Below are 15,879 nucleotides of genomic sequence, written 5' to 3' on the forward strand. Positions count from 1 at the left end.
GACCTCTCAGGAGACCCGCTTGCGCACGATGTAGCGCGCCAGCATGTTGATGAGCAGGGTGATGACGAAGAGGATCAGGCCCGACGCGACGAGGGCGTTCAACGCGGTGCCGGACGCCTCGGCGAACTGCAGCGCGATGTTCGCCGCGATCGTCGAGGGGTTGAGCGAGGTCAGCATCTGGAACGTGACGTTCGTCGACACCGAGAGCACCAGGGCGATCGCCATCGTCTCGCCGAGCGCGCGGCCGAGGCCGAGCATGATCGCGGACACGATGCCGGACTTGGCGAACGGCAGGACCGACAGACGGATCATCTCCCACCGGGTCGCCCCGAGGGCGAGCGCGGCCTCCTCGTTGAGGGTCGGCGCCTGCAGGAAGATCTCGCGCATGACCGCGGTCATGATCGGGATCGCCATCACCGCGAGCACGATCGACGCGGTCAGGATCGTGCGGCCGGTACCGGACACCTGGCCGGAGAACAGCGGGAACCAGCCGAGGTACTCGTTGAGGAAGCCGTAGAACGGCTTGACGAACGGCGCCAGGACCACGATGCCCCAGAGCCCGTAGACGACCGACGGCACCGCGGCCAGCAGGTCGATCACGTAGCCGAGCAGCGGCGCGATGCGTCGCGGGGCGTAGTGCGAGATGAACAGGGCGATGCCGAGCGACAGTGGCACCGCGAAGACGAGTGCGATGAGCGCGGACCAGATCGTGCCGAAGACGAGCGGACCGACGTAGTCCCAGAAGCTCGTCGCGTTGTTCGGCAGCTCGCCGACCTTCGCGCTGAACGCGGGGATGCTCTGCCAGACCAGGAAGGCGGCGACGAGCACGAGCACGAAGAGGATCAGGCTGCCCGCGACCACCGAGGCGGTCGAGAAGACCCGGTCGCCGACGCGGACGACGGCCTTCGGCTTGGTGGGCGAGACGGTGGCCCCTGGCTGGGCCGGTGCGGTCGTCATGGGACTCCTGTCGGAGGGGAGGCCGTGCTCCGTCAGGAGCGGCCGGGGGAGGCGACGGGGTGGTGCGGGGTTCCCGGCCTCGGGCCGGGCGGTCGTCGGGCGCTGGGCCGGACTGGCGTCGGGCGCGGGGCCGGACGGTCGTCGGGAGCTGGGCCGGACGGGCGAGAACCCGGACGCCGGTCGATTGGGTGGGACCGGCGTCCGGGTGCTCAGGGGGCGTTACTTGATGGAGGCGACGGCCTTCGCGGCCTTCTCCGCGAGGTCGCTCGAGAGGGCGGCCGACTTGGCCTCCTTCGCGGCGGCGTCCTGCGCGTCCTTCGAGACGACGTAGTCGAGGTAGCCCTTCACGAGCTCACCCTTGGCGGAGTCCTTGTACTCCTGGCAGGCGATCGCGTAGGAGACGAGGACCAGCGGCCACGCACCCTCGGCGGTGTCCTTGCGGTTGATGTCGATCGCGAGGTCGTTGTCCTCACGGCCGGAGACCGTCTCGGAGTCCGCGACGACCTTGGCAGCGCCCTCGGCCGAGATCTCGGTGGCCTTGTCGCCGACCATGAGCTTGGCCTTGTCGAGGTCACCGGCGCCGGAGTCGTCGATGTAGGTGATGGCGTTCGAGGCGCTGGCCATCGCCGACGCGACACCCGAGGTGCCCTTCGCCGAGTCACCGACCTGGTACGGGAAGGTCTGGCTCGGAGCCTCGGTCCAGACGTCCGACGCGTTCGCCGACACGTACTCGGAGAAGTTCTGCGTGGTGCCCGAGTCGTCCGAGCGGTGCACGACCGTGATGTTCGCGTCCGGCAGGTCGACGCCGTCGTTCAGCGCGGCGATCTGCGAGTCGTTCCACTTGGTGATCTTGCCCGAGAAGATGCCCGCGATGGTCTTCGCGTCGAGGGTCAGGTCGCTGACGCCGTCGATCTTGTAGGCGATCGCGATCGGGGAGATGTAGACCGGGATGTCGATGGCCTTGGCGTTGCACAGGTCGAAGGAGCCGGAGAGCTCCTCGTCCTTGAGCGCGGCGTCGGAGCCGGCGAAGTCCGCCGCACCCGAGATGAAGTTCTTGCGGCCGGCGCCGGAGCCGTCCGGCGAGTAGTTGACCGTCACACCGGAGGCGACGTTCTGGAAGCCGGCGGCCCACGTGGCCTCGGCGGTCTGCTGTGCGGAGGAGCCGGAGCCGGTCAGCGTGCCCGAGAGCTTCGAGTAGTCGGTGCCGGAGCTCGAGGTCGGAGCCGCGGACTCGCCGCTGCCGCCCTCGTTCGCCGCGCAGGAGGAGAGCACGACGGCGCCGGCGATCGCGATCGCTGCGATCGAACCGAATCGCTTGATGTTCACAGGGGTCCCTTCGGGAATGTCATTGCAGGTGGGACCGCTGCTGGTCCCTCGGGCCGGTGCTGACCCGGGAGCGACTGTAGGGACGCGAGGTGACGGGGATGACGCTCATCGGTGAACGGGAGGTGAACGAGGGGTTGTGCCCGGTCCGGAACACGTGCGCGGACGCGCGAGCGGGTGCATGATCGGTCTCACTGTGCGCCGATCCGGATGATGCAGACGCATCGGTCTGGAGGCGCGGCGCAGCTCCGCCACGTCGGTCCGCTTCCGGTCAGGCCGGGACGGTGTTCCGGTGGGTCTCGACCGCGACGAGCTTCTCGCCGGCGATGTGCAGGACCGCGAAGTCCCCGACGGACAGCATGGCGGCCCGCCGGAGGTCGAAGCGACGGCGGTCGTCGGCCGTCGCCGCGGCGATGCGCGCGACGATGTCCGGCAGGACCGGCCCGTGCGAGCACAGGACGGTCGACTTCGCCTTCGCGATGCGCTTCTGCACCACGCCCTTGACGTCGGCCGCGCCCCGGTCGTGGGCGTCCTGGCTGATGTCGGCCGTGCTCGAGACACCGATCTTCGTCCGGGCCGAGAGCGGCTCGACGGTCGCGAGGCACCGCGCCGCCGTGCTGCTGACGATCTTCTTCGGGCCGAAGGCCGCGACCGGGGCGGCGGCGGCCCTGGCCTGCGACCGTCCGACGGGCAGCAGCGGCCGGGTGGCGTCGGGGCCGTCCCAGTCCGATCCGGGCACGGTCTTCGCGTGCCGGAGCGCGATGAGCGCGAACGTGCGGTGCTCGCCGGCCGCGACGCGCTCGGCGAAGCGGTCGAGGATCGCGACGTCCCGCTCGTACGTGAGCCGGGCGCGGGCGTCGTCGATCGTCACCCAGTCGATGGCGGCGACCTCGTCGTTGGGGCGGAACCGCCCGGCCCGCTCGAACTCCTTCGAGCCGACGCGCGCCGACCAGTAGTGCACGACCTTGTCGCGGCCGCTCGGCAGGACGTACTCCGCCGTGCCGAGGGGCGCACCGAGGTGCACGCGGTACCCCGTCTCCTCGGCGATCTCGCGGACCGCGGTCGTCGGGACGCTCTCGCCCGGGTCGACCTTGCCCTTCGGCAGGGACACGTCCTGGTGGTGGTCACGGTGCACGAGCAGCACGAGCGGGACGCCGTCGCGCTCGCGCCAGACGACCGCCCCCGCCGCGACGACGGGGCCCGAGGGGCCGCCGCTCACCGAGCCGAGCGCTTCCGGGCCGAGATCTTCCGCATGAGCACATTCTGCACGTCCGCGAGCGGGCGGCCGTCGTCGTCCGTCGAGTGGCGTGTCCACTCGCCGTCGGACTCGAGGTGCCACGAGCTCGTGGTGTCCGCCATCGCGAGGTCGAACATCTCCTGGACCTCGGCGGTGTGCGCGGGGTCGACGAGGCGGACCAGTGCCTCGACGCGGCGGTCGAGGTTGCGGTGCATCATGTCGGCCGACCCGATGAAGACGAGCGGGTCGCCGTCGTTGTGGAACGTGAAAGCCCGCGAGTGCTCGAGGTAGCGGCCGACGACGCTGCGGACGCGGATGGTCTCGCTCACACCCTCGATGCCGGGCTTCAGCGAGCAGATGCCCCGGACCCACACGTCGACCGGCACCCCGGCCTGGCTCGCGAGGTAGAGCGCGTCGATGACCTGCTCGTCGACCATCGAGTTGACCTTGATGCGGATGCCGGACGGCTTCCCGGCGCGGGCGTTCTCGGCCTCGGCCTGGATGCGCTTCACGAGCCCCTTGCGGAGGTGCAGCGGCGCGACGAGCAGGCGCTTGAACTTCTTCTCGATCGCGTAGCCGGACAGCTCGTTGAACAGCCGCGTCAGGTCCTTGCCCACGGTGTCGTCCGCGGTGAACAGCCCCATGTCCTCGTAGATGCGCGAGGTCTTCGGGTTGTAGTTGCCCGTGCCGATGTGGCTGTAGTGCTTGAGGGTGCCGCCCTCCTGCCGGATCACGAGCACCAGCTTCGAGTGCGTCTTCAGCCCGACCAGGCCGTAGACGACGTGCACGCCGGCCTTCTCGAGCTTCCGGGCCCACCCGATGTTGTTCTGCTCGTCGAAGCGCGCCTTGATCTCGACGAGCGCCAGCACCTGCTTGCCCGCGGCGGCGGCGTCGATCAGTGCCTCGACGATGGGGCTGTCACCGGAGGTCCGGTACAGCGTCTGCTTGATGGCCAGCACGTTCGGGTCCGCGGCGGCCTGCTCGAGGAAGGCCTGCACGCTCGTCGCGAAGGACTCGTACGGGTGGTGCACGAGCACGTCGCGCGCCGCGATCGCGCGGAACAGGTCGGGCTTCGTGTTCGGCTCGCCCGGCTGGAACTGCACCGGCGTCGTCGGCACGTGGCGCGGGTAGTGCAGGTCGGGACGGGCGATCTTGGCGATCTCGAACAGTCCGCCCAGGTCGAGCGGCGACGGCAGGCGGTAGACCTCCTGCTCGGTGACGTCGAGCTCGCGCACGAGCAGGTCGAGGGTCACCGGGTCCATGTCCTCGGTGATCTCGAGACGGATCGGCGGTCCGAACCGACGGCGGAGCAGTTCGCGCTCGAGGGCCTGGATGAGGTTCTCGGCCTCGTCCTCCTCGATCTCGACGTCCTCGTTGCGGGTGACCCGGAACACGTGGTGCTCGAGGACCTCCATCCCCGGGAACAGGTCGTCGAGGTGGTTCGCGATGAGGTCCTCGAGGGGGATGAAGCGCATCCGGCCGGAGCCGTCGTCGGGCAGCGCGATGAAGCGCGAGAAGTTCTGCGGGACCTTGAGGCGCGCGAACTCCTGGCGCTGCGACTTCGGGTTCCGGACGCGGACCGCGAGGTTGAGCGACAGCCCGGAGATGTACGGGAACGGGTGCGCCGGGTCGACCGCGAGCGGCATGAGCACCGGGAAGATCTGCTCGTTGAAGTACTCGCGCATGCGCAGCCGGTCGGCCTCGTCGAGGTCGGACCAGTGCTCGACGTGGATGCCCGCCGCGTCGAGGTCCGGCTTGAGCGAGTCGATGAACGCCTGGGCGTGCCGGTCCTGCAGCTCGTGCGCCTTCGCCGCGATGTCCCGCAGGACGTCGCTCGGGGCGCGGCCCACGTTCGTCGGCACCGCGATGCCGGTGTCGATGCGGCGCTTCAGCCCGGCCACCCGGACCATGAAGAACTCGTCGAGGTTCGAGGCGAAGATCGCCAGGAAGTTCGCGCGCTCGAGGAGCGGCTGCGTGCGGTCCTCGCCGAGCTCGAGCACGCGCTGGTTGAAGCGCAGCCAGCTCAGCTCGCGGTCGAAGTAGCGGTCCGAGGGCAGCGACTCGTGCTCGATCTCGACGACCTCGTCGAAGTCGTCGAGGTCGGGGGCGACGGATTCGCCGTCGAGCTGCGGTTCGGTGTCCATGTCGCCATCCTGCCACCCGCCCGGCACGGTCGGTGGAGCGCGGGTGGACGCCGGGGAGCGCGCGGGTGAACGAGGGGTCTCGGGAACGGCCCGGTCAGGACCGGCCCGGTCAGGACCGCTCGGCGTCGTCCGCGGCGTACTGCACGTCGATCGCGTGCCGGGTGAAGCCCGACCGGCGGTAGAGCGCCAGCGCCGGTTCGTTGTCGCCCTCGACGTAGAGCGCCGCCGCGGTCAGGCCCCGGCCCGCCAGACGCGCCGTCCCCGCGCGCATCAGCACGCCGCCGAGACCCTGCCCCTGCAGGTCGGGCCGGACGGCCACCGCGTAGAACTCCCCGATGCCGTCCTCGACCTTGAGCCAGCACGATCCGGCGAGCGCCCCGTCGGCGTCGCGGAGGAGCAGGAGGTCGTCGCCGGAGAACCACGCCTCGGCCTCGCGGGCACGGAGGTCGTCGAGCGTCATCCGACCCTGCTCGGGGTGGTGCGCGAAGGCCGCCGCGTTCAGGGTCAGCCAGGCGTCCTCGTCGGCCGGGTCCCCGGCGCGGAAAGCGTCGAGGCTCCAGCCCTCCGGCACCCGCGGGTCGACGGGCTCGGTGGCGATCGGCGCCCGGAGCTGCAGGAGCGTGCGGACGGCGGTCCAGCCGTACCGGTCGGCGAGCGCGCGTGCGGCCGGGTGGTCCCCGTGCGCCCACGCGAGCCGGGGCGTGGGGTCCGGCGGCGTCGCGGCCCCGCCGCCCGGGGCGAGCACCTGCGCGACGAGGGCCGAGCCGACGCCCTGGCCACGGGCCTCCCGGGCGACCACGAGCTCCAGCTCGCCGTCACGGACGACCGCCACCCCGCGCTCGTCGCCGACCACCGTCGCGCGGCCGGCGCGCACGTCGACCAGGGTCTGGTCGGAGAACGGCGGCGCCTCGCCCGAGGCGACCGACGCGCTCGCGAGCATCTCGACGACGGCGAGCACTACCGGTCCGCCAGGCGCTCGGCCTCGTCGTCGTGGACGTTGAAGCGGTAGCCGACGTTCCGGACGGTGCCGATGAGCGACTCGAGGTCGCCGAGCTTCGCGCGGAGCCGTCGCACGTGCACGTCGACCGTGCGCGTGCCGCCGAAGTAGTCGTAGCCCCAGACCTCGCTGAGGAGCTGCTCACGCGTGAACACCCGCGACGGGTGCGTTGCGAAGAAGCGGAGGAGTTCGAACTCCTTGAAGGTCAGGTCGAGCGGGCGTCCGCGCACCTTCGCCGAGTAGCTGGCCTCGTCGATGACCACGCCGGACGCCTGGATCTTCGAGCCCGTCGGGTTCTTGGCGGCGCGACCCGTGGTCAGGCGGATGCGCGCGTCGACCTCGGCCGGACCTGCGGTCTCGAGCACGACGTCCTCGACGTTCCACTCGCTGTTCACGGCGGTCAGACCGCCCTCCGTGACGACGAGGACGATCGGCGTCGTCGACCCGCTCGTCGCGAGGATCTTGCAGAGGGCCTTCGCGCTGACCAGGTCGGTGCGGGCGTCCACGAACATCAGGTCGCTCTGCGGCGCGTTGACCAGCTGGGCGGCCTCGGCGGGGACGTGACGGATCCGGTGGCTCAGCAGACCGAGGCTCGGCAGGACGTCGCCGGGCGCGGCTGAGGTGAGTACCAGGAGCTGGGCCACAGGACCTCCAGAACGAGGGGGAGTCGTGGAGCCATCCTAGTGATGCCCGCGCAACCGCCCGCCGACCGGCCGGTCGGTCCGACGCCCACGCGGGCACGGCCCTGTCATGATGGAGCGCGTGACCGAGCCCGTCCCGCCCCTCGACCAGCGCCGTCTGCGGCTGACCTCCGTGCTGCCGGTGTGGGTGCTCGCGGTCGTCGGCGCGGTGCTCGTCCTCACCCTCACGCGGCAGGACTCCTTCGCGTGGCTGCTCCTCGTGTTCGTGCTGTGCGTGCTCGTCAGCTTCGTGCTGCAGCTCATCACCGCGACGAAGGACGGGCTGGTCGAGCGGATCAGCATCGCGTCCTCCGGGGCGTTCGTCGTCGTGCTCGTGACCGCCGTGGTCCTGCTGGCGCGCTGACCGCCCGCGCGACCCGCGGTGCCCGGCCCTGGCGCCGTCAGGCGTCCCGCGTAGACTCGCGGCATGGATTCGCTGCTTGCGCTCGAGCTGTTCTACGTGGGCCTCCTCGGCCTGGCGTCGCTCGCGATCGCGTTCATCTCGGTCGTCGTCGTCGTGAAGCTGTTCAAGGGTCAGCGTTGATCGAACTGCCCGAGGGCCTGGCACCCGAACTCGTTCCGCTGTCGTGGCTCGTCGGTGTCTGGGAGGGCACGGGCGTCGTCGAGTACCCCGTGGACGGCGAGGACGAGCCCCGGAAGTACGAGTTCGGCCAGCGCGTGAGCTTCAGCCACGACGGGCTGCCCTACCTCAACTACTCGTCGACCTCGTGGCTGCTCGACGACGAGCACACGCCGCTGGCCGCCGAGATGGGCTACTGGCGCATCGACCGCCCGAGCGAGCCCGGTGACCGCGGTCCGGCGATGCTGATGGGCGACGGTCCGGTGCCCTTCACCACGGTGGAGAGCGTCGAGGCGCTCCGCAACACCACCGACGGCTTCGACGTCGAGGCCGCGATCATCCACCCGACGGGCGTCAACGAGCTCTACGTCGGCCGCGTCAGGAAGGGCCGGATCGACCTGGCCACCGACGCGGTGATGCGCTCGCCGAACGCGAAGGACTACTCGGCCGCCACCCGGCTCTACGGCCTGGTCGAGGGCAAGCTGTTCTGGGCCTGGGACATCGCCGCACTCGGGCAGCAGCTCACCTCGCACGCCTCGGGGCAGCTCGCGAAGGTCGACTGATGGCCGTCTTCGCCGACCGTCCGGGCTTCGTCGCCGCACCGGAGGGGCCCGCGGCGCACTTCGGCAACCCGACCGGCGAGCAGCGCGCGCTCGCCGCCGGTCGCGCGGTCGTCGAGCTCGGGCTCGGCGTCGTCACGGTCAGCGGTCCCGACCGGCTCTCCTGGCTCAACTCGATCACGTCGCAGCTGCTCACCGGGCTCGAGCCGGGAGCGAGCACCGAGACGCTCGTGCTCGACCAGTCCGGTCGGGTCGAGCACGCCGCCCGCGTCGTCGACGACGGATCGGTCGCGTGGCTCCTCACCGAGCCCGCCGACGCGGCACCGCTCGCCGCGTGGCTCGACACGATGCGCTTCATGCTCCGCGTCGAGGTCGCCGACCGCTCGGCGGACCTCGTCACGCTCGGCCGCTTCGACGGGTCGTCCGCCCCGGACGACGTGGTCGTCGAGTGGGTCGACCCGTGGTCGTCGGTCGCGCCCGGTGGGTGGGGCTACGCCGCAGGGGAGGCCCACCCCGGCTCCGACTGGACCCTCCGCATCGACGTGGTCACCCCGGAGGCCGCGGCCGCGCTGGCAGCGACGGGTGCGCCGGTCGCGGGGCTGCTCGCGTTCGAGGCGCTGCGGATCGCCGCCTGGCGCCCGACCCTGACCGACGTCGACGACCGGACGATCCCGCACGAGCTCGACTGGCTCCGCTCCGCCGTGCACCTGTCGAAGGGCTGCTACCGCGGGCAGGAGACCGTCGCCAAGGTGCACAACCTCGGTCATCCGCCGCGTCGGGTCGTCATGCTCCACCTCGACGGCTCCGACGGCGTGCTCCCAGCGCCGGGCACCGCGGTCGAGCTCGACGGGAACGAGGTCGGGCGGCTCACCGCGTCGGCGCTCCACCACGAGCTCGGGCCGATCGGTCTCGCCGTCGTGAAGCGCTCGCTCGACCCCGAGGCGACGCTGACGCTCACCGTGGACGACGTCGTCGTCACCGCCGCGCAGGAGGTCATCGTGCCGCCCGGCGCCGGCGCGACGGCGAACGTCCCGCGCCTGCCGCGACTCGGCGCCGTCCGCCGCTCGTAGCCCGGGCGCCGGGCCGGTCCTCCGCGTCTCAGGCGGGGGCGACGGCCGACCAGGGGACGCTGAGCTCGCCGAGGCGCCACCGGGACACCCCGTGCAGCACGGGCCAGCCCCGGTCGCGCACGCCCTGCACCGTGGCGATCCAGCGCTGCCGCGGGCCGTACGTGCCGAGCGGGGCGGCGACGGCCCACGCCCGGTCGAGGTCGAGCAGGAACGCGTGCACCCGCTCCCCGGGGACGTTCCGGTGGATGAGCGCCTTCGGCAGCCGCTCGGCGACGATGCTCGGCAGTTCGAGGTCGGCGACCCGCAGCGACACCGTGAAGGTGTGCGGCGCGTGCTCGTCGAGCGTCACCCAGGACGCCACCCGGCCGACCTCGTTGCAGGTGCCCTCGACGAGCGCCCCACCGGGCTGCAACCGGTCCTGCATGATCCGCCACGAGTCGACCACGGCGGACTCGTCGTACTGCCGCAGGACGTTGAACGCGCGGATCACGACGGGCCGGCGACCGCCGGGCGTCGGCGTCTCGAAGCCGCCGAGCCGGAAGGTCACCCCGTCCCGGGTGCCTGCATTCGCGAGCGCGACCCGGGCCGGTTCGATCTCGATGCCCGTCACCTCGACGTCGGGACGGACCCGCACCAGCCGGTCGCGGAGCTCGAGGGTGGTCGTCGGGCGGGCGCCGTAGCCGACGTCCGCGACGAGCGGGTCGGCGGTGCGCCGGAGCGCCGGCAGCGTCGCGATCCACCGGTCGACGCGACGGAGCCGGTTGTACCCGGTGGTCCCGCGCGTGACGTTCCCGATGGGCATGCAGCCCAGGGTACCGAGGCGCACCCGCTCGGTAGACTCGGGGCATGACCTCCACGCTCGTCCTGCTGCGTCACGGCAACAGTGACTGGAACCAGAAGAACCTGTTCACCGGCTGGGTCGACGTCCGACTCAGCGAGCTGGGCGAGAAGGAGGCGAAGCGCGCCGGCGAGCTCATCGCCGGGTCGGGCATCGTTCCGGACGTCCTGTACACGTCGCTGCTGACCCGGGCGATCCAGACCGCCGACATCGCGCTGCTCGAGGCCGACCTGGCCTGGCTGCCGGTGAAGCGCGACTGGCGCCTCAACGAGCGCCACTACGGCGACCTGCAGGGCAAGGACAAGGCCCAGACGCTCGAGCAGTACGGCGAGCAGCAGTTCATGGAGTGGCGTCGGTCGTTCGACGTCCCGCCGCCCCCCATCGCCGACGACGCCGAGTGGTCGCAGGCCGGGGACCGCCGCTACGCCGAGCTCGGCGACCAGCTGCCCCGCACGGAGTCGCTCAAGCTCGTGATCGACCGTCTGCTGCCGTACTGGGAGTCGGACATCACGAAGGACCTCGGCGAGGGGAAGACCGTCCTCGTCACGGCCCACGGCAACTCGCTGCGCGCGCTCGTGAAGCACCTCGACGGCATCTCCGACGACGACATCGCGGGCCTCAACATCCCGACGGGCATCCCGCTCGTGTACGAGCTCGACGACGACTTCCGCCCCACGAAGCCCTCGTACTACCTCGACCCCGAGGCCGCCGCCGCCGGTGCCGCGGCGGTCGCCGCACAGGGCGCCAAGAAGTAGCACCAGCACGACGACGAACGCCCCGCCGGTCTCCGGCGGGGCGTTCGGTCGTCCGGGGCGCGATCTCAGACGAAGTGCGCGGCGATCTCCTGCACGAGCGCACCGACGTCGTACGGCCGACCGGTGTCGACGCGCACGACGGGGACGCCCGGCAGCGCGACGGGCTCGGCGGTGTCGCCGTGCTCGTCCCAGAACGCGAGCACGTCCGTCAGGTCGCCGTGCACCTCGTGCCGGACCGGGAGGGTGCCGGGCTCGTACCGGTCGCGCAGCCGCTCTGCGGCGGTGACCCGGTCGACGTGGCACCAGACCTCGACGGCGCGCGGCGAACCGGCGGTGGCGAGCCCGGCCTCCAGGCGGTCGCGGTCCCGTGACGGCAGCCAGACGGCGTCGAGGACGACCCCGTTCTCGACGGCCCGTGCCATCGACCACATCGTGTCCATGGCGATGCCCCCGAGCTCGCGGGAGCCGATCATCGGACCGACCACGTCGGCGAGGGGCTCCTTGACCCGGTCCTTCGACAGGAAGGGGCAGCCGAGCACCTCGGCCAGGGCGGCCCCGACCGTGCTCTTGCCCGAACCGGGCATCCCGTTGACGACGATCGCGACCTGAGCCATGCCACGATCCTGGCAGAACCCGTCAGGCGGGGGAGGTCGTCACCGACGCGGCGCCGGCCCAGTCGCCCGTCGCCAGGTACTCGACCTTCTTCGCGATCGAGACCGCGTGGTCGGCGAAGCGCTCGTGGTAGCGCGAGGCGAGGGTCGCGTCGACCGTGTCGATCGGGTTGCCCTTCCAGGTCTCACCGAGCACGAAGTCGAACACGCTCGCGTGCAGCTCGTCGACGGCGTCGTCCTCGTCGCGGATCTCCGCGGCCAGGGCGATGTCCTCGGTGGCGAGCAGGCGCGTGAGCTTCTGGGCCATCTGCACGTCGTGCGCGCCCATCTGCTTGAACGTGGGGCGCAGGCCCTTCGGCACGACCTTCTCGGGGAAGCGCTGGCGGGCGAGCTGCGCGATGTGCTCGGCCATGTCGCCCATGCGCTCGAGCGAGGAGCTGACGCGGAGGGCGGTCACGACGACACGGAGGTCGCGGGCGACCGGGGCCTGGCGGGCGAGGATGTCGATCGCGATCTCGTCGAGGCTGTTCGCCGCCTGGTCGATCTTGGCGTCGTCGGCGATCACCTCCTCGGCGAGGGCGACGTCGGACTCGCTGAACGCCTGGGTCGCACGGGTGATCGCGGACTCGACGAGCCCGGCGATCTCGGTCAGACGCTCCTGGACGTCCTGGAGCTCCTGCTGGAAGACTTCGCGCATGGGGGATGTGCCTCTCTGATGCGTACCGGACGAGTGTCGTCAGCCCAGGTGAACGAACGGTGACCTGCGGCTGAACACCTCGTCCCGAGCAGCGGGAGAGCAGGCCCGGGCGGGTGAACGGCGTCGGAACCCCGTGTGACCGTCCCTACACTGGCGGCATGGACAACGCGTGGCTCGTGCCACTGTCGATGCTCCTCGGCGGGGTGTTCGGCGCGGGTGTCGTGGTGCTGATCATCACGGCCGAGCGCACGGCCCGGGCAGCCGACGTCGCCGAGCGGACGCTGCCCGACGGTGTCGCCGCGGTCATCGCCACGATGCACAACCCGGCCGTGGTCGTCGACCCGTCGAACACGGTCGTCGCCGCGTCCCCGCAGGCGCTCACGGTCGGGCTGGTGGTCCGGCGCAAGCTCGTGCACGACGAGCTGGTCGAGCTCGTCGACCGGGTCCGTCGGAGCGGCGAGATGGGCTCCGAGGACCTCGAGCTCCCGCGCGGCCGACGCGGGGAGCTGATCGGCTACCTGAGCTTCCGGGCCGCGCAGCTCGGCAACCGGTACGTGCTCCTGACGGCGGACGACCTGACCGAGAGCCGGCGCATCGACGAGGTCCGTCGCGACTTCGTCGCCAACATCTCGCACGAGCTCAAGACGCCCATCGGCGCCATCGGGCTGCTCTCCGAGACCCTCGTGCTCGCAGCCGACGACCCGGACCACGTGAAGAAGTTCGCTTCGCAGCTCGTCACCGAGTCCGAGCGGCTCGGCGCCCTGACGAAGGACATCATCGAGCTGTCCCGCCTGCAGTCCGTCGACACGCTCGAGAACAGCGAGGAGACGTCGATCGACAAGGTCGTGCAGGCCGCCGTCGACGCGAACGAGGTCGTCGCGCGGGCACGGTCGATCGAGCTGGTGCGCGCGAAGAAGTCGAAGCTGCGGGTCATGGGCGACCCGGGGCTGCTGCAGGTCGCGGTGTCGAACCTCATCGCGAACGCCGTCAAGTACTCCCCGGACCACACACGCGTCGGTGTCGGCGTGCGGCTGTCGAAGGGGTTCGTCGAGATCGCGGTGACCGACCAGGGCGTCGGCATCCCCGAGTCCGATCTCGACCGCGTGTTCGAGCGGTTCTACCGCGTCGATCCGGCACGGTCGCGAGCCACCGGCGGGACCGGACTCGGACTCGCGATCGTCAAGCACGTCGTCGGCAACCACGGCGGCGACGTGCGCGTCTGGTCCCAGCCCGGCAAGGGCTCGACCTTCACGATCCGCCTGCCCGAGGCGGATCCCGACCTCACCACCGCACTCGAAGAGCAACTGGAAGAGCAGCCATCGTGACCAAGATCCTCATCGTCGACGACGAGCCGGCCCTGAGCGAGCCCCTGGAGTTCCTCCTGCAGCGAGAGGGCTACGAGACCTCCGTCGCCGCGGACGGCGTGACCGCGCTGTCGAAGTTCGACGCGGAGGACCCCGACCTCCTGCTGCTCGACCTCATGCTGCCGGGGCTGAGCGGCACCGAGGTGTGCCGCCAGGTCCGCACCCGGTCGAACGTCCCGATCATCATGCTCACCGCGAAGGACTCCGAGGTGGACATCGTCGTGGGGCTCGAGCTCGGCGCCGACGACTACGTGACGAAGCCGTACTCGACGCGGGAGCTGCTCGCGCGGATCCGGGCGGTGCTGCGCCGTCGGACCGAGGACGACCCGGGCGACAGCGGCATCCTGCAGGTCGGTGGCATCCGCATGGACGTCGAGCGCCACACGGTGTCGGTGGACGGGTCCGAGACGCCGATGCCGCTCAAGGAGTTCGAGCTCCTCGAGCTGCTCCTCCGCAACGCCGGCCGGGTGCTGACCCGCGGGCAGCTCATCGACCGGGTGTGGGGCTCCGACTACTTCGGCGACACGAAGACGCTCGACGTGCACATCAAGCGGATCCGCTCGAAGATCGAGCGGGTGCCGAGCGCCCCGGAGATCCTGGTGACGGTCCGCGGTCTGGGGTACCGGATCGAGGGCTGACGCGAGCTGTCACGCAGTGGAGGCCCGGTGCCGGTCCGGAAGGCCGGCACCGGGCCTCCGGTGCGTTGCGTCTGGTGCGCGCCGGTCCGGCGCGCAGCGTGGTCAGTTCGAGCCGCTGTCGCCCTCGGACGAGTCGGTCTGCGAGTCGCTCGGCTGCGTGCCCGGAGCGGTCGCGTCACCGGTCGGGCGGCTGCCGCTCTCCGACGGCGAGGTCGCGGAGCTCGACGGGGTGGGGGTCGGTGCGAGGGTCTGGTACTCCTCGAGCGAGCTCGTGAGGACGGGGACGGACGCCGAGACGCCCTCGGCACCGGAGTACGAGAAGTAGGTCTTCACGAGGGACCCGGCGACGACGTCGGAGGCGTCGAACAGCACGGCCTTCGAGTCCGCGACCTCGGAGCCCTGCGAGCCGGCGCCCTCCTGCGAGTCGCCGCCGGCGGTGCTCGCCGAGGACGGGGTGTTCGCGCCGAGGTCGACGCGACCGTTCGCCGGGACCACGACGGTCTGGGTGTCGCCCCCGACCTCGATCGACAGGGTGATGTCGTCCGAGGCGTCGCGGTTGATGAGCGTGCCGATGAAGCGGGCGTCGTCGGCGTCGTCCGAGATGAAGAGCGCGTTGCGGATGTCGAGGTCGCCGGTCGTCACGTTCACGCCGTCGGTGATCTGCTTGATCTCCTTGGTGTGCGCGGGCGACATGAACTCGCAGCCGGTGGCGCCGAGCGCGATGGATGCCGCAACGGCGACGGACACGAGTACCCGAGCTCGCAAGAGATTCCTCCGGAAGATCACGTTGTGGACCGGACGGTCCGGCTCCATCCTAGCGATCGCCGGGGAGGGCAGGTGCCCAGGCCCCCGTGGCCGAGGTGCCCCTGTGGTAAACTGGGGATCCTGGGAACGGAGCCTGATACATGCAATTCGAGGTCGGCGAGACCGTCGTCTACCCCCATCACGGGGCGGCAACCATCTCTGAAGTCAAGACGCGCGTCATCAAGGGTGAGGAGAAGGTCTACCTGAAGCTGCGCGTGACGCAGGGCGACCTGACGATCGAGGTACCGGCGGACAACGTCGACCTGGTCGGCGTCCGCGACGTCATCGGCAAGGAGGGCCTCGACAAGGTCTTCGAGGTCCTGCGAGCGCCCTTCACCGAGGAGCCCACGAACTGGTCGCGTCGGTACAAGGCGAACCTGGAGAAGCTGGCGTCGGGTGACGTCATCAAGGTGTCCGAGGTCGTCCGCGACCTCTGGCGCCGCGACCAGGACCGCGGGCTCTCCGCGGGGGAGAAGCGGATGCTGGCGAAGGCGCGGCAGATCCTGATCTCCGAGCTCGCCCTGGCCGAGAAGACCGACGAGGACAAGGCATCGACCGTCCTCGACGAGGTCCTCGCCTCCTAGCGCGGGCCACCACTGGACCACACGACGACCGTCCTGCTCC

17 protein-coding genes are annotated in these 15,879 nt (G+C 71.0%); 7 read left to right on the plus strand and 10 right to left on the minus strand.

The genetic code is table 11. The annotated features are described in order from the left end of the window. Positions 1–6: 6 nt before the first annotated feature. The 6 genes from pstC to H7A69_RS05535 all read right to left on the minus strand — a co-directional run bounded on the left by pstC (position 7) and on the right by H7A69_RS05535 (position 7,302). Complete coding sequence (gene pstC, locus H7A69_RS05510) at positions 7–957, minus strand: phosphate ABC transporter permease subunit PstC (protein ID WP_069713289.1); 951 nt, start codon at positions 955–957, stop codon at positions 7–9. A 219-nt stretch (positions 958–1,176) separates the two neighbouring features. Then, the gene (gene pstS, locus H7A69_RS05515; protein WP_069713290.1) at positions 1,177–2,283 is read right to left on the minus strand and encodes a phosphate ABC transporter substrate-binding protein PstS; all 1,107 of its coding nucleotides are present in this window, start codon (positions 2,281–2,283) and stop codon (positions 1,177–1,179) included. Positions 2,284–2,551: 268 nt separating this feature from the next. Then, on the minus strand, positions 2,552–3,499 hold the full coding sequence (locus H7A69_RS05520; protein WP_182046146.1) for an NUDIX hydrolase: 948 nt from the start codon (positions 3,497–3,499) through the stop codon (positions 2,552–2,554). Next, complete coding sequence (locus H7A69_RS05525; RefSeq protein WP_182046147.1) at positions 3,496–5,661, minus strand: RNA degradosome polyphosphate kinase; 2,166 nt, start codon at positions 5,659–5,661, stop codon at positions 3,496–3,498. Before H7A69_RS05525 ends, H7A69_RS05520 begins: the two co-directional genes overlap by 4 nt. Before the next feature lie 109 nt (positions 5,662–5,770). Then, entirely contained in the window at positions 5,771–6,619 is an 849-nt protein-coding gene (mshD, locus tag H7A69_RS05530; RefSeq protein ID WP_182046148.1) for a mycothiol synthase, read from the minus strand. Continuing rightward, entirely contained in the window at positions 6,619–7,302 is a 684-nt protein-coding gene (locus tag H7A69_RS05535) for a DNA-binding response regulator (protein ID WP_069713293.1), read from the minus strand. Before H7A69_RS05535 ends, mshD begins: the two co-directional genes overlap by 1 nt. Positions 7,303–7,420: 118 nt before the next feature. On the opposite strand from H7A69_RS05535, the gene H7A69_RS05540 reads away from it, so the two are divergent. The 3 genes from H7A69_RS05540 (at position 7,421) to H7A69_RS05550 (ending at position 9,548) form a co-directional block, all read left to right on the plus strand. Beyond that, a complete protein-coding gene (locus H7A69_RS05540) occupies positions 7,421–7,702 on the plus strand; it encodes a hypothetical protein (protein WP_182046149.1) in 282 nt (93 codons plus the stop codon). A 176-nt stretch (positions 7,703–7,878) separates the two neighbouring features. Continuing rightward, positions 7,879–8,481 (plus strand): FABP family protein, encoded by a 603-nt coding sequence (locus H7A69_RS05545; RefSeq protein ID WP_182046150.1) that lies wholly within the window; start codon positions 7,879–7,881, stop codon positions 8,479–8,481. Further along, complete coding sequence (locus H7A69_RS05550) at positions 8,481–9,548, plus strand: YgfZ/GcvT domain-containing protein (protein ID WP_182046151.1); 1,068 nt, start codon at positions 8,481–8,483, stop codon at positions 9,546–9,548. Before H7A69_RS05545 ends, H7A69_RS05550 begins: the two co-directional genes overlap by 1 nt. Before the next feature lie 28 nt (positions 9,549–9,576). Here the strand turns inward: H7A69_RS05550 and H7A69_RS05555 are convergent, their stop codons facing one another. Further along, positions 9,577–10,350 carry a class I SAM-dependent methyltransferase gene (locus tag H7A69_RS05555; protein WP_182046152.1) on the minus strand — a complete coding sequence of 258 codons (774 nt, stop codon included), beginning with the start codon at positions 10,348–10,350 and terminating at the stop codon, positions 9,577–9,579. Positions 10,351–10,394: 44 nt separating this feature from the next. Between H7A69_RS05555 and H7A69_RS05560 the strand changes: the two genes are divergently transcribed. Continuing rightward, on the plus strand, positions 10,395–11,141 hold the full coding sequence (locus H7A69_RS05560) for a phosphoglyceromutase (RefSeq protein WP_069713296.1): 747 nt from the start codon (positions 10,395–10,397) through the stop codon (positions 11,139–11,141). A gap of 65 nt (positions 11,142–11,206) precedes the next feature. Here the strand turns inward: H7A69_RS05560 and H7A69_RS05565 are convergent, their stop codons facing one another. Beyond that, a complete protein-coding gene (locus H7A69_RS05565) occupies positions 11,207–11,755 on the minus strand; it encodes an AAA family ATPase (RefSeq protein WP_182046153.1) in 549 nt (182 codons plus the stop codon). A 22-nt stretch (positions 11,756–11,777) separates the two neighbouring features. Further along, the gene (phoU, locus tag H7A69_RS05570; RefSeq protein WP_069713298.1) at positions 11,778–12,449 is read right to left on the minus strand and encodes a phosphate signaling complex protein PhoU; all 672 of its coding nucleotides are present in this window, start codon (positions 12,447–12,449) and stop codon (positions 11,778–11,780) included. Between the two features lie 158 nt (positions 12,450–12,607). On the opposite strand from phoU, the gene H7A69_RS05575 reads away from it, so the two are divergent. Both H7A69_RS05575 and H7A69_RS05580 read left to right on the plus strand, forming a co-directional pair. Next, on the plus strand, positions 12,608–13,774 hold the full coding sequence (locus H7A69_RS05575) for a sensor histidine kinase (RefSeq protein ID WP_069713299.1): 1,167 nt from the start codon (positions 12,608–12,610) through the stop codon (positions 13,772–13,774). Then, on the plus strand, positions 13,771–14,451 hold the full coding sequence (locus H7A69_RS05580) for a response regulator transcription factor (protein ID WP_182046154.1): 681 nt from the start codon (positions 13,771–13,773) through the stop codon (positions 14,449–14,451). Before H7A69_RS05575 ends, H7A69_RS05580 begins: the two co-directional genes overlap by 4 nt. 102 nt (positions 14,452–14,553) lie before the next feature. On the opposite strand, the gene H7A69_RS05585 is transcribed toward H7A69_RS05580, so the two are convergent. Next, on the minus strand, positions 14,554–15,198 hold the full coding sequence (locus H7A69_RS05585; protein WP_182046155.1) for a hypothetical protein: 645 nt from the start codon (positions 15,196–15,198) through the stop codon (positions 14,554–14,556). 158 nt (positions 15,199–15,356) lie between these two features. Here H7A69_RS05585 and H7A69_RS05590 point away from each other — a divergent pair, with 158 nt between their 5' ends. Further along, a complete protein-coding gene (locus H7A69_RS05590; protein ID WP_017888066.1) occupies positions 15,357–15,839 on the plus strand; it encodes a CarD family transcriptional regulator in 483 nt (160 codons plus the stop codon). The last annotated feature ends 40 nt before the right edge of the window (positions 15,840–15,879 follow it).

The organism is Curtobacterium sp. ME26, assembly GCF_903970945.1.
Taxonomy (GTDB): domain Bacteria; phylum Actinomycetota; class Actinomycetes; order Actinomycetales; family Microbacteriaceae; genus Curtobacterium; species Curtobacterium citri.